This window comes from Saprospiraceae bacterium (genome assembly GCA_016713025.1).
Lineage (GTDB): Bacteria > Bacteroidota > Bacteroidia > Chitinophagales > Saprospiraceae > OLB9.
This window is the reverse complement of sequence record JADJPZ010000004.1, coordinates 4,054,477-4,068,644: the sequence shown is the minus strand read 5'-3', so window position 1 is coordinate 4,068,644 and position 14,168 is coordinate 4,054,477. Positions and strand designations below refer to the sequence as shown.

Below are 14,168 nucleotides of genomic sequence, written 5' to 3'. Positions count from 1 at the left end.
ACTTGAACCTGATTTTATCACCTATTATTTCTGCAAAAGTAACTATTTGGGTATGATCAATTTCAATCAGAAAATGCTGAGAAAAATGTCTGCTTAAGACGTTTGTATGGTGTGATAGAAAGTCAGAACCGTCTCAAAAAAACTTAAATTGTTTGGATTTTAGGCAATGATGTCTAACAAATAAGATGGCTCATTGTATGATCACGCAATGATATCATCATCCAAATTAACCTTTCAATACTTTTGCCATGGTGATGCCTATTTCAGCTGGCGAGTTGACTACATGGATACCATTTTCTGCCATGATTTTCATTTTTGCTTCCGCAGTATCATCATGGCCTCCCACTATCGCACCTGCATGTCCCATTGTTCTGCCTTTGGGTGCTGTCTGCCCCGCAATAAATCCTACGACAGGTTTTTTATTTCCTGTCGCTTTGATATATCTTGCAGCGTCAGCTTCATAATTTCCCCCGATCTCACCTATCATGACGATACCGTCAGTTTCAGGATCATCCATAAGTAACTTGACCGCATCTTTTGTAGGTGTACCAATGATCGGATCCCCACCTATACCTACTGCTGTGGATACACCCGATGGTCGCAGTTTGTAACTTCGATCCTATTATTTAAGAATTTTTTAATTCGTCAACACAAATATCAAATATCTATACACTAAAGCACAAAACTTAGATTATATAGTTTTGTGCTTTGTTTTTTAGTGAGGTGCGCGTATTGAATTTACCCCGTTGGATAATTATCCTACGGGGTAAAGATTCATAAAATAGTGCATCGCAGTTGAAAACTTCGACGATCGGAGTTTATCAGGATTGAAGCATTTTGACACTTTCCACTTTCTAGCAGTAAACCTACTTCCGGGAGCAATCATTTTAGCAATCATTCATTTAGCTACAAATATTAAAATCACTAAACACTATTGGAATACTTTGAGAGCGAAAGTGAGATGTTGTTGATTATTGGATTGTCAGTAAAAGTTACTCTAGTGCTCTGACTAAATAGGGTCTGCTGAATAAGTCATCCATTCATTTTGGATACATATATTTCGAAGACGTTCCGTTCAAAAACCAGCAATAGAGAATGAAGAGTCAAAAGTGCGTCTATCGCCGGTCTACAATGATACAAATTAAACGATTCATAATCAAGGCGATAGAAAAATGCAGGACTGAACGATCCTGTAAGGTCGAGCATGACAGTGCGAGAAGTGAAGGAACCCGAAAGGGATGGGTAGGTCGGGAATGAACAACAATACACCTAGCTGATTTAAGTTTAAATCAGTGCCTTCATTTTTGAGTGATTTCGTATCACTCAAATGCAGCAAAGCTGCACCATTCAGTTACCTTTTTTTGAACTAGCGTTTTTGAATACTTTTTGGGCAATGCAAAAAGTATTTGCCGAGCCGGCATGAGGCGATGATCAACTTGATATAGAAGCATGAGTTTTGAATGATATGATTAAAAACCTTTGCACTTATTTATTTAAAATTGCATATAAAAATATGATTATCATATATTTAGGTTAATGCAAGCTGGCCCTAAATAAAGAGTTAAATTATAATGGCCGTTATTTTTTCTAAGATCCAGGCAAAAAACACAGGCGTAGCAGTAGCAACGACGAGTATTTTTAACACAGATATTAGGAAAAAGAACAACATTTCATTAAGTTTTTTATTTTGTCAGAGCACTAGTCATTAGACTGGTTTATAAATAGCAAGATCGATATTGCACTTATCTACCCGCTATGGCGTAGATAGTTTTAACCTGACAACAGTTAGAAACAGCGACAATTGGGGATTAAGAATGCAACTTAATCCCTGCCAGCGTACCACCTTGCAAATTTTCAAAATACAAGCGCACACCGGTGCCAGCCAGGAGATTGCTCACCAACATCAAGCCCATGCCTGACCCGCCACTATAGTCATCTTTATCGATATTGTCCTTACCTATTTTTGCCATGGTGTCAGGATCTATGCCGCTACCAAAATCTCTGATATAGATACCATCCGATTTGGCAAATATTTCAATAGTGCTATCATATGGACTATGCTTGATGGCATTATTTATAAGATTAAGAAGTGTAAGATACAACTTTTGGGATGAGATGGGCAGTGTAAGTAGCGGCGTATGGTAAACTGTATTGTGTAGTTTGATATTTTTTTCTACCAGTTTGTAATTCAGTTCTTTTGCTATATTATCTATGGTGTGGACTATCATCTCATGACTTACGTTTCCTTCTTGGGTAGTATTACTGGATTTTTTCAATTGCAATAAATTATTTACGATGCTATTGATGGAGGCTATCTGATTGCCCATGCTTTCGGAAGCTTTTTGGATATGCTCATCTTCGGACTTAAGTTTTTTGAGCAGCAATTGTACACCTAGCATCGGTTCTTTGATGTCATGTGATAGAGAAAAAATCAAATTTTCATTAGCTTGGCTATATTTCTCCAATTCTATGTTTTTTTGTAAAATGCTTGCATTGGCTTTTTGCTTTGTTTTATATGCTCTGAATGCAAAAAACAAAAGCCCTGAAAGTAAGAGCAAGCCCAAACCCATATATTTTTGAAAGATTTTCTCTCTTTCGATTTTTTGAGTAGTTTCTATAGATATTTTTTCTTTCTCTTTATCGAACTCAAAATCCTTGCGCAGTTCTGTGATTTTTTGAATGTTTTTATCATTGACCAAACTATCATGATACTTAATAAATCCTTCGTAATAAGTCAAGGCATCTTTATAATTTCTATCTTTTTTCGCAGCTTCATACATACATTTCCAAGCTTCTGTGGCCCAGAAAATGTCACCTATTTCAAGCAAATTATCTTTAGCGTATGAACAACTTTTGATAGCATTTTTAAAGTCTCCCTTTTTGATAAGGTGCTTACCCTTATCTATGGCGATATAATAAAGGTCACCTTTGTAACCGGAATTCTTAAAGTAAAGTGCTGCCTCATCATATAATTTTTCTGCTGCATCGTACCTTCCCATCTCATCGTAAGTCGCAGCTAAAAAACTCTTTACATCATTGATCATAAAACCATCTTGCAGAGACTCAAAAATAGAAATAGCTTCTTTAAATATTTCGACTGCTTTATTATAATCTCCGGCATTGAGTGCACTTGTACCCAATCCTCGCAATGCATAAGCTTCGACCTTTTGGTCTTTTATCTTTTTACCCAATGCTACTGCTTGACGATAATAATTGTCGGCATCATTGTATTTTTTAAGATTGACATAAATATCACCCAATTTAGTATATAGGTGACCTAAATCTTTGTTTTTCCGAGCTTTTTCAGCTATTTGAATACCTTCGAGATAGATGGGTATAGCTTCATTGTTTTTGCCCAGGTTATTTTTTACAAGTCCATAATTGGTAAAAAAAGCCAGATCTACGTCAAGTTGATTATACGTCTTAAAACTATTGTAAGATTGTTCCAGTTGTCGTTCAGCATTCTGGTAATCTCCTTTCCTATAATACCCAATACCGTAATAATGAAATAGATTGACTCTATCTTTGGGTGTGCAGTTTTTAGAAAGTATTAATTTATCGATTTGTTGGAAAATCGTATCTTCCATGGGTATTCTGAAAGTATTCAATGCCTTGATTGCATCAGTTGTTATACTTACACTTTTATCCTTGTCAAAGATAATCTGATATAGAGAGTCTTTTTTTGGGTGGTTTTGGCCATTGTCTAACTGTGCCAAAGATTTGTTTTGGAATGACAAACAAAAAAGCAAGCTAAATATTATGACTTTTGAATGAAACACTCTATTCAATTAATTTTAAAATGCAATGATATGAAAAATAGCCCACTTTATGAGGGAGTGTAAGAAGGATTGTGTAAACTAGTATCAAGGAGTTAGGCTTCCATCTGTGGGGGGTACCCCCCACAGATGGAAAATTTTTTAATATGTTTGTGCGACCAAGTACAGACACATTTTTTAACCTAACAAATTTAATAGTTATGCAAAGTAACAAATTTAATCTTAATCTCTCTGAATTTCTTCAGGATGTCAAGTCTCTTAATGATTTTGACAATGTTATGAATGGTCTTTACAAAGATGGCATTCAAGAACTTTTAAAAGCTGAACTAAGTCATCATTTAGGCTATTCAAAACACTCGCCCGATGGGATTAATTCAGGTAATTCCCGGAATGGGTCTTATAAGAAAAAGATACGCACTACACAAGGACAGGTAGAGTTGGATATTCCACGGGATCGTAACGGTGAATTTGAGCCTATCATGTTCCCAAGGGCCAAACTACCACTGAGAAAGTAGAATCTGTCATTACATCTCTTTACAGCAGAGGTATGAGCACCGATGACATAACAGCTCAAATTCAGGAAATTTATGGCTTAGACGTTTCTAAAACCTTTGTTTCAGATATTACAAACAAAATGATTCCGGCTATCCAGGAATGGCAAAACAGACCTTTGGATAATACTTATTACATCGTTTGGATGGATTGTATTTGTTTTAAAATCCGGCAGGATAATAAAATCATCAACAAGAGTATTTATATCGTTATAGGACTGAAAACCAATGGGATCAAAGAAGTTTTGGGCATCTGGATGAGCGCCAACGAGTCTGCCGCGTTTTGGCTTTCTGTCTTAAATGAGCTCAAAGACAGGGGCGTTAAAAGATGCTCATTGCATGCACTGACAATCTTACAGGATTCACTCAGGCCATTCAAACTGCTTTCCCCGATACCGTATCCCAGCTTTGTATCGTTCATCAAATCAGAAACTCTATGAAGTTTGTCCCATGGAAAGATAGAAGGGCCTTCCTGGCTGATTTAAAAACTGTTTATGCCGCTTTAAATATGGAAACTGCTCTCATTGCTTTTGAAGCTTTTAAAGCAAAATGGGGGTCTAAATATGCCTATGCCATTAAAAGTTGGGAAGCAAACTGGTCAAATCTATCTCCCATGTTTCAGTATCCTACTAACATTCGTAAAATTATGTATACCACTAATACCATTGAAGGCCTCAACAGAGCCATCAGAAAATTTACCAAAACCAAAACACTTTTTCCAAATGATCAGGCAGCCTTGAAATCTGTATATCTTGCTATTCAGCAAATTCAAGTTAAATGGACAATGCCAATTCATAACTGGCATATTACTCATAATGAAATTTTAATTATCTTTGAGGATAATTTGATTCAGCCATAATTCTTTGAAGTTTTGTTTACACAAAATATTTTACAGCCTCCTTTATGAACTTCTTCTCCGTTCTACATTCTCCCTTCTCCGTCCTCCTTTCTCCGTCCTCCTTTCTCCGTTTTCCCTTCTCCGTCCTCCATTCTCCTTTCTCCGTTTTCCCTTCTCCCTTCTCCGTCCTCCATTCTCCATTCTCCATTCCCCCGTCCTACTCAAATAACATCAATCAAACCCATCTGTGTCAACTTCAAAATCAACACTGTCGTATTACTGCATTCAAATTTCTCTAACAGCGTATTTTTTTGATTATTGATCGTATTGATGGAGTTTTGTGTAATGGAAGAGATCTCTTTTGCTGACAATCCTTGGGCTAAATAATGGGCTATTTCTTTTTCTTTGGGTGTTAGAGTCATTGACTTATAAGGTTTTAGTCGTTTAATTTCTTCCTTATATTGCAATATGAAATCAGAAATTAAGTGTATTTTTTCTTTTTTATTGACAATAGCAATTACACCCAGATTTCTCAATTCTTCATGTATAAATGCAGATTTGATACTAGTAAAAGCGATAATTCGAATGTTATTGTACTTAAGGGCAATGGTCTCAAAAACCGCAAGGCCTATCTCTTCATCTGTCAAAACATCTGAGACCAAAAAATCTACTTCATTCTCTTCCAAGAACTCAAATAAAGTGCCTGTCTCTGTAAACTTACCGACGATTTTAATATCACCTATTTGGTCAAAATGACTTGTCAATGCGTCAATAATTGCCGGATGGTCGTCAAAAATGGCTACTCGTATCATGGGCTTTCTCTAAGATCGCAAATATAACTAAATTTTTATTAGTTTGATTTGACTATCTTAAGTGAATTCGGCTCGTTCGCTGTATGTTTTCGCTCAGCCACCGTATCCTAATTTAGCAATACGGTGATTTAGCGCAGGAAATAAGTCGAAATCCCTTCTCCGCCCTCCATTCTCCACTCTCCACTCTCCGTTCTCCCTTCTCCGTCCTCCTTTCTCCGTTCCCCGTTCTCCATTCTCCGTCCTCCATTCTCCGTCCTCCATTCTCCATTCTCCATTCTCCATTCTCCATTCTCCATTCCCCCGTCCTACTCAAATAACATCAATCAAACCCATCTGTGTCAACTTCAAAATCAACACTGTCGTATTACTGCATTCAAATTTCTCTAACAGCGTATTTTTCTGATTATTGATCGTATTGATAGAGTTTTGTGTCAAATCAGAGATTTCTCTTGCCGTCAGACCACGCGCCAGATAATGTGCTATATCTTTTTCTTTGGGGGTGATCGACAAAGAGTTAAATCCGGACTCGTTTGATATCGCTTCCTGATGCTGGCATATGATATCAGAAAGTACATCCAATTTTTCCACCTTTTTGACTACTGCGATCACGCCACCGTTTCTCAACTCATCATGCACAAATGCCGATTTTACATTGGTATAGGCGATCACTTTGATGTCTTTGTAGTGTTCTGCCACATGCTCAAATAATGAAAGTCCCAACTCTTCTTCTGTCAAAATATCTAAAATCAAAAAGTCAACCTTTTCCGTTTTCAAAAATTCCAATACAGCATGACTTTCTGTAAACTGGCCAACGATGGTTATGCCATCTATATTTGCAAAATGTTTGATCAAGGCCTCCAGGATGGCAGGATGGTCATCAAATATGGCTACTTTTATCATTGATATTTTTGTGAAGGTATTCCAGGCAGTAAAATTATAGACTTTGCAGGGACTTAGCTAACCTTTTATGGTAAAATATTCATTTTGCATCATATCTACAATAAAAGTAGCCCGCCAGCTATACTCACTTTAGACCAAAAGAGACCACTTTTAATCACAAAAGCTCTTTTTCAATTTATTTTCGTTTTTATAACATTGATATTCAGTATGTTATATCCGTATAGTTAAAAATAACTATTGCGTCTGCCTTGATATTTTCTTTTTTTTGCACTAAATTAAAACATCGTATCTCATTACTTATACAATCATTAACCATTACATCAATTGGTATTTAAATTAACTAATATTTTATTTCTTTTACAAAATCTTTAAAAATGATGCAACTAAAGTCTTTAAATCTAAATCGCTGGGTGTTAAAAAATCATCCAATGTTTGCATTGGGCACCTACTGCTCAAACCTTGTGATCAGCAGAATATTATTTGTAATAGTATTCTCATCCTTTTACTTGATATCCTACGCACAACCCAAAACAGTTTACCACTACATTGTATCAGGATCGTTTGTTTCGTTGCCAAATTCCACCTGCTCTACTCCACATCAAATTTTAACTGGTACATTTTTATACACCAACCTTGTTAATCCTGGAGTATTTATTTCTACCACCGATCAATATGTTCAAATATCTTATCATCAGAATAGTTCAAAATGGTTTTTGGGGGCATCTGGCTGGATGTTTAATAATGGTACCGCTGAAATACCTCCTGATGGTAATTGGCAATACGCAACTCAATGTTATAGCTCAGGACTAACCGTAACCAGAGGTGAAAGAACTTCCGATAATAATAAGTTATGCATCGTTAGCAGTTGCGCAGGTGTAACAGGTACTTATCAAAGAGATGAAGTAAATATTGTTACTGGTAGTTTTGCATATACCTTTGGAAATTTTTCTATTTTTAAATCTAATCCAACAACATATTCATTGAGATCAGGACCAAATGTACTTTTTACTCAGACAGTGGGAGAAACTGATCCTGAGCCAAGTTTAACGGCTCCTTGGACTGCAGTAGGAGGTTGTCAGGGTGCTACTTTGTCAGTGACTGCTGGAGAATGTCCATGTCCCACTTTCTCAACAGCACCACTAAATGTGAGCATTTCCAACAGCACATGCGGCACAGGATGTACGCTCACAGTGGGCAGCATCGCTGCACCATCAGGCACACCATGTCCAGCCTTATCAACATTGCAATATCAGGTCAATGGGGGCAGCTGGAGTACAAATATACCTACCTATAATCAATCGGTGCCGGTACAAAACATTCGTACCCGCTGTGCTTGCAACGTCATTAGCACCACTGTGAGTGCCGAATCTGCTCCTGTGAGTACAGTACCTGGCACTTTGGCCAATCCAGTGGTACCGGCCAATGGTGCTACTATCGTTAATAATCCGGCTTTGGCTATTCAACCCACTCCACCGGCAGTGTTGGCCTGTAACGGTACGAGTATTACACCCATTGGACCTGTGGTAATAAATACGCCAAACCCTATAACTTGTGTTGGGACACGTACTTATACATGGGTATATACATGTGGCAGTACTTCTTCTATTTGGAGCTTTATCTATAACATCATAGATGATACACCACCTATGGTCACTTGTCACAATTCATCTATCACCTTCAATGGTCAGCAGAATATACCCTTATCCCCTGCATCATTAGTGACTGCCACTGATAATTGTGGTATAAAGTCCATCGCCCTCAATCCGTCGTCCATCTCCTGCGCTCAGGTGGGTCAGCCAGTGCCTGTAACCGTAACGGTGACTGATTTGAGCGACAATGTGTCCATCTGTACCAGCATCATTACAGTAGGCGGTCTTCCTTGTGGCTGGAGTCAACAACCGAATGGCGTGAACATCCCAAATGGCAACAGTGTATCATACAATAATTCTACTCAAACTTTTTCAGTAAACTGTAACAACTGTCAGATCAACTTCCCATATACAAGTGATGCACACGCATTTGCACAGACGACACTCTGCGGCGACGGTAGTATCACCACACTGGTCAATAAGGCATCGATGTCATCCAATGCACTGGCAGGTCTCATCATGCGTGAAACCGATATGGCAGGAGCTAAAAAGGCTCAGTTGACCATCAATAAAGCAGGCATGTCATCCAGCAGTTTCAGAGATGTAAACAATGCGAGCGCTACATTTCTAGCCAATGCGCATATCAATCACTTTTGGTTGCGTATCACTCGTACTGGAAATGTATTTAGTACTTTTGTATCTCTGGATGGCACCACATGGAAGCCGGTAGGTACCAAGACCATCCCTATGGCATCATGTATCAATATGGGTCTGATCGTCCATACATCCAATGTACAGATGATGATTCCGCCATCGACACAAGGGACAGCATCTTTTTCTAATACAAGTACTACCGGATCAGGTTCAGCACCAGTAAGACCTAATAATATTGGAACCCATTTTGATCAGCTTGCCATAGCTGACTTTAAGATATCTCCAAACCCGACATACGGGCTGACAGATATAGACCTGAGTGCATACAGCAAGACACAGGTGCAACTGGACATCATGAGCCTGCAGGGCAAACTCCTCAGGACGGCGGTGATAGAAGCAGGTACGGAGAGAGAGCAGGTGGACTTATCAGGATTCAGCAGCGGTATGTACATGATCAGGGTGAGAGCTGAAGGACTTCCCGATGTGACCAAACGACTTGTCGTAGGGACAACTCCATGATGATATAAAATATCAATTTCATAAGAATAAGAAAGCAGCCGGGACATTTGTTTCGGCTGCTTTTTTTATGTTTTTTCGGTCGATGTTTTCGGTGGGATGACTTCAAGTCATCCCACTGAAAAATTTAATTCGACAACCTTATCGATGTAATCAAAAAATATATAGACATGTTTTAAAGTATCCAACTGATAAATTTCCCTGATGTATAACCATCAATGTTGAAGTTTATGCCCGCAATTGAATATTAGAAATGCTGCCGAAAGAATTTGAAGGTTCTTCAACTGTTAAAAAAGAGAAACTAATAAATGCGTCTGATAAAATTATTTGGGATTTTGCAAAACTGAATCAATACACAATTGTAACCCAAGATTCAGATTTTAATGACCTCCTGTTTTCCGCACTTTTAAAAATGGGAATTGTATAATATTGATTATCAGTCCTATATAATTGAAATAAGTAAAATTCGGGTGACCCGCTGATATTTTAAGTACTTTTGGGGTATGTTTATACGGCAAAAGAAGAACAATTCGGGTAGTATCAGTATCCAGATTTTAATAAAAGAAAATGGTAGAAATAGACTAATCAAATCAATTGGTTGTAGCACTGACCCAAAAGAATTAGCGATCTTAAATGAGAGAGCAAAGCAAGAGCTCGAAAGATTAAGAGGTCAAAGTAGCATGTTTGTTTTTGAGAAAGATATTCTCCCGATGGTCGCAGTTTGTAACTGCGATCCTATTTTTTAAGAATTTTTTAATTCGTCAACACAAATATCAAATATCTATACACTAAAGCACAAAACTTAGATTATATAGTTTTGTGCTTTATTTTTAAGTAAGGGGCGTATTGAATTTACCCCGATGGATAATTATCCTACGGAATAAAGATTCGTAAAATAGTGCATCGCAGTTGCATAACTTGTGACGCCGTGGCGTTACTGAGACGATCGAAAGAAGATTGTTTTATGGCTAATAAATAAAATCCTATATCTTTGTCTTCTAAAATTAGTTATATGCAAGAGTTAATATTTGTGATTAATGAATCATCAGAAGGTGGATATGAAGCCTCAGCACTAGGCATATCAATATTTACAGAGGCAGACACTTGGTCTGAATTGAAGGCGAATATCATTGAAGCAGTATCTTGCCATTTTAATGACAATGTACAACGGATAGTAAGAATGCATTTTGTCAAAGATGAAGTACTAACGGCATGAAGCTATCAAGGGACGAATCTGGAGAAAGTTTGGTAAAAAAACTATATAAAGTTGGATATCTGGTTACAAGACAGAAAGGTAGCCATATCAGATTATCAAGAATCACTGAGAATGATGAACATCACATTACTATTCCGAACCATAGCCCAATCAAAATTGGTTTCCAGCATTCTAAATGATGTAGCAAAGCACTTGGATATAAGTAAAATTGAATTGTTAGAAAAAATTAATACCTAAACTTTGCCGATGGTCGCAGATTTTAAACGTTGTTACATTAAACCTAGCTTTCCTATAGCGGGTGTCCTGCTATAACAGAATGCTTGAAATACTGTATCGCGGTTGCAAAAACTTGTGACGCCGTGGCGTTACTGCGACGATCGGGGTAAATAACTAAAACTATTTTCTTTTCGTGGTTAGCGTAACAGTTATTATCGTTTTAACCCAGATTACGCATTGGACTTTATTCGAATGAGAATATGACAAAATAGTTGGTATTGCTCGGAGATTTTATCCCCTGCTGGCGCGAGTTTGCAACTCGTGCCATAAACTTTTTTGGTAAGAATTTTGATAATCTCTATATACGGCCTAATTATAAAAGAGAGTGAGTACTAAGTACAAGTTTATAGATACTAATGGTATATACTTTGTAAGTTTTGCAACGGTATCATGGGTAGATGTTTTTACCAGGCTCACCTATATGGAAATATTTATTGAGAGTGTAAGATATTGTCAACAAAATAAAGGATTAAATCTCCATGCTTGGTGCTTGATGAGCAATCATGCACATTTGGTATTTTCTAGATCAGGTCAATACAGTCATTCAGATATTTTGCGTGATCTCAAAAAATTTACTTCTAAAAACCTTATCGAAGCTATTGAAAACAATCCATCTGAAAGTAGAAAAGAGTGGATGATGAGCATTTTCAGAAACGCTGGTCAAAACAAAAGCAACAATAAGGTATATCAATTTTGGCAACAAGACAATCATCCTATTGAACTTTTTAGTCCTGCTGTTACGTTTCAAAAGATAGATTATGTGCATAATAACCCTGTTGTGGCAGGTATAGTGAGCGAACCCGACCATTATTTACATAGTAGTGCAAGAGATTATTTAGGAATAAATGGTGTTTTGGATGTAGAGATTTTAGAAAGACCTATGAGTCTTGAAGGTTATGTGTTTAGTTATTGATAGGTGTAGAGTAAAGGCACAAGTTACAAACTTGCGCCAGCAGCGGGTAGCAAACTTTGGTTTGTAAAATGAATTTTGGATTAAAAAAATATTTTATGGTTTAGTTAATAATTAATTTCTTAATTTTGTCTTTAAAAAAATGGCCGCAATAGTAATTCGTGCAGATAAAAAAAGTAATAAGATTCTTTCTGAGCTTGCTAAAAAGCTAGGAGGCAGTGTGCTGGACCTTAAAGATGAGCAATATGAAGATATTGCTTTGGGAACTATGATGGATGAAGTGAAAACAAATGAGACTGTGAACAAAGAAACAATATTGAATAAATTAAAGCTCAGATGATTGTCGAGTTTGATAAATCTTTTGAAAAGTCATTAGAAAAAAATAAAGAACAAGTTGATCTATACAAAGATTGAACAAATCATATTTACCTGTGAAACATCGCCTAATTTAGATAAAATACCAAATGTGAGAAAACTTTCAGGTTTCACTAATTATTATCGCCTTAGACTAGGAGATTATAGAATTGGGTTTGAGATAATTAATGTCAATGTTATACGTTTTATTATAATTGCTCATCGTAAGGATATTTATAAAATGTTTCCATAGCAATCTCGACGCTTATTTATGAATTTTTAATTCGTCAACACAAATAATAAAAAATTAAAGCACAAAACTTAGCATCAAATAGTTAAGTAAGGGGCGTATTGAATTAACCTTTTGGATATTTATCCTACGGGGTAAAGATTCGTAAAATAGTGCATCGCAGTTGCATAACTTGTGACACCGTGGCGTTACTGCGACGATCGGGGTAAAGATTCATAAAATAGTACATCGCAGATGAATACTGCGACCATCGGGGCAACAATATTTCAATACGGCTCAAAACAATTTGAATATACGGCTCAAATTGTCTAATTTTGAGCCGTATATTGTAAAAACGTGAGCTTTAATTATGAATATGAATAATAAAGACCTAATCATCGCAGCTATTCAAGAGCTGCATACTGCTTCTTCTGCTAAGTTAATCGAAAAGTTAGTATCGCATTTTAGCTTAGCCACTTTAAAAAGAAATTTAGCTACGCTTATAGCTGAAAATAAGATTTTATTATCAGGAAAAGGCAAGTCTTCTAAATATAGTATTCACCCCTCTTACGACCTATTTATACCAACAGATTTGGATCAATACTTTTTTCTTGAAATAGATGAAAGAAAGATAAAAAGACAATTCAATTGGGTTTTGGTGACAAACATATTACCTACTCTTTCACTTTTTACTGCTGAAGAAAATACGCTATTGCAGCAATATCAAAAAAAATATGAATTAAATATTCAAAGTTTAAGCGCTAATGAATATAACAAAGAAATGGAGCGTTTAGCGATTGATTTAAGTTGGAAGTCATCTCAAATAGAAGGCAATACCTATTCATTGTTAGAAACGGAAATACTATTAAAAGATAAACAAACTGCACATGGCAAAACCAAAGAAGAAGCAGTGATGTTGCTCAATCATAAAGCAACCATTGACTTTTTGATAGGCAACAAACTTTATGTAACGCCATTAAGCATTTCCAAAATTGAAGACATACATAGTTTGCTGGTAAAAGAGCTTAATGTTGACAGAAACATTCGTAATCGAAGAGTTGGCATTTCTGGCACAAATTATCAACCTTTGGACAATGATTTTCAGATAAAAGAAGCCTTAGGGTTGGTTTGCGATGTATTAAATAATAAAACAAATGTGTTTGAGAAAGCAATGCTGGTGTTATTACTAATATCTTATATTCAACCTTTTGCAGATGGCAATAAAAGGACGGCCAGGATTGTTTGTAATGCTATATTGATGGACAATGGTCATTGCCCACTATCTTTCAGGACTGTTGATTCCATTATGTATAAAAAAGCAATGTTATTATTTTATGAGCAAAATACTATTGCAGCATTTAAAAGAATATTTATTGCGCAATATGAATTTGCAGTTAAAACTTATTTTTGAAATAACCGATGGTGATTGAGAGCAAGCACGGAGCCGAAATCACTTGATGATACAGCATATAGGATAGTCATCTTCGAAAACAATCCTTGCCAGCGTAAGTCATGCTAAAGCTTGATGAATCATGCTAAAGTTTGAT

Annotated in this window: 11 protein-coding genes and 3 pseudogenes; 9 read left to right on the top strand and 5 right to left on the bottom strand. The window is 36.6% G+C overall.

The annotated features are described in order from the left end of the window. Window positions 1-226: 226 nt before the first annotated feature. Together IPK35_23725 and IPK35_23720 are read right to left on the bottom strand one after the other, a co-directional pair. Window positions 227-592: pseudogene (locus IPK35_23725) on the bottom strand (succinate--CoA ligase subunit alpha). A 1,216-nt stretch (window positions 593-1,808) separates the two neighbouring features. Then, window positions 1,809-3,716: a tetratricopeptide repeat-containing sensor histidine kinase gene (locus IPK35_23720; protein MBK8056194.1), complete on the bottom strand. Its 1,908-nt coding sequence runs from the start codon at window positions 3,714-3,716 to the stop codon at window positions 1,809-1,811. Window positions 3,717-3,976: 260 nt separating this feature from the next. On the opposite strand from IPK35_23720, the pseudogene IPK35_23715 reads away from it, so the two are divergent. Further along, window positions 3,977-5,186: pseudogene (locus IPK35_23715) on the top strand (IS256 family transposase). Window positions 5,187-5,202: 16 nt separating this feature from the next. Here IPK35_23715 and IPK35_23710 read toward each other — a convergent pair. From IPK35_23710 to IPK35_23700, 3 genes are all read right to left on the bottom strand, one after another. Then, window positions 5,203-5,373: a hypothetical protein gene (locus IPK35_23710; protein ID MBK8056193.1), complete on the bottom strand. Its 171-nt coding sequence runs from the start codon at window positions 5,371-5,373 to the stop codon at window positions 5,203-5,205. Window positions 5,374-5,386: 13 nt separating this feature from the next. After that, complete coding sequence (locus IPK35_23705; GenBank protein ID MBK8056192.1) at window positions 5,387-5,977, bottom strand: response regulator transcription factor; 591 nt, start codon at window positions 5,975-5,977, stop codon at window positions 5,387-5,389. Window positions 5,978-6,286: 309 nt separating this feature from the next. Next, window positions 6,287-6,877, bottom strand: coding sequence for a response regulator transcription factor (locus tag IPK35_23700; GenBank protein MBK8056191.1), 591 nt, complete (start codon window positions 6,875-6,877; stop codon window positions 6,287-6,289). A gap of 374 nt (window positions 6,878-7,251) precedes the next feature. Between IPK35_23700 and IPK35_23695 the strand changes: the two genes are divergently transcribed. From IPK35_23695 to IPK35_23660, 8 genes and pseudogenes are all read left to right on the top strand, one after another. Next, window positions 7,252-9,639, top strand: coding sequence for a T9SS type A sorting domain-containing protein (locus tag IPK35_23695; GenBank protein ID MBK8056190.1), 2,388 nt, complete (start codon window positions 7,252-7,254; stop codon window positions 9,637-9,639). 250 nt (window positions 9,640-9,889) lie between these two features. Further along, a complete protein-coding gene (locus IPK35_23690; protein MBK8056189.1) occupies window positions 9,890-10,063 on the top strand; it encodes a DUF5615 family PIN-like protein in 174 nt (57 codons plus the stop codon). A gap of 585 nt (window positions 10,064-10,648) precedes the next feature. Next, window positions 10,649-10,852, top strand: coding sequence for a 2-oxoisovalerate dehydrogenase (locus IPK35_23685; GenBank protein MBK8056188.1), 204 nt, complete (start codon window positions 10,649-10,651; stop codon window positions 10,850-10,852). Then, window positions 10,849-11,089 (top strand): annotated as a pseudogene (locus tag IPK35_23680) (type II toxin-antitoxin system HicA family toxin). The gene IPK35_23685 and the pseudogene IPK35_23680 overlap by 4 nt, the downstream one beginning before the upstream one ends. Window positions 11,090-11,453: 364 nt before the next feature. After that, a complete protein-coding gene (locus IPK35_23675; protein ID MBK8056187.1) occupies window positions 11,454-12,041 on the top strand; it encodes a transposase in 588 nt (195 codons plus the stop codon). A gap of 139 nt (window positions 12,042-12,180) precedes the next feature. Next, window positions 12,181-12,378 carry a hypothetical protein gene (locus IPK35_23670; GenBank protein MBK8056186.1) on the top strand — a complete coding sequence of 66 codons (198 nt, stop codon included), beginning with the start codon at window positions 12,181-12,183 and terminating at the stop codon, window positions 12,376-12,378. A 54-nt stretch (window positions 12,379-12,432) separates the two neighbouring features. Continuing rightward, window positions 12,433-12,645: a type II toxin-antitoxin system RelE/ParE family toxin gene (locus IPK35_23665; protein ID MBK8056185.1), complete on the top strand. Its 213-nt coding sequence runs from the start codon at window positions 12,433-12,435 to the stop codon at window positions 12,643-12,645. A gap of 352 nt (window positions 12,646-12,997) precedes the next feature. After that, window positions 12,998-14,032 (top strand): Fic family protein, encoded by a 1,035-nt coding sequence (locus IPK35_23660; GenBank protein MBK8056184.1) that lies wholly within the window; start codon window positions 12,998-13,000, stop codon window positions 14,030-14,032. The last annotated feature ends 136 nt before the right edge of the window (window positions 14,033-14,168 follow it).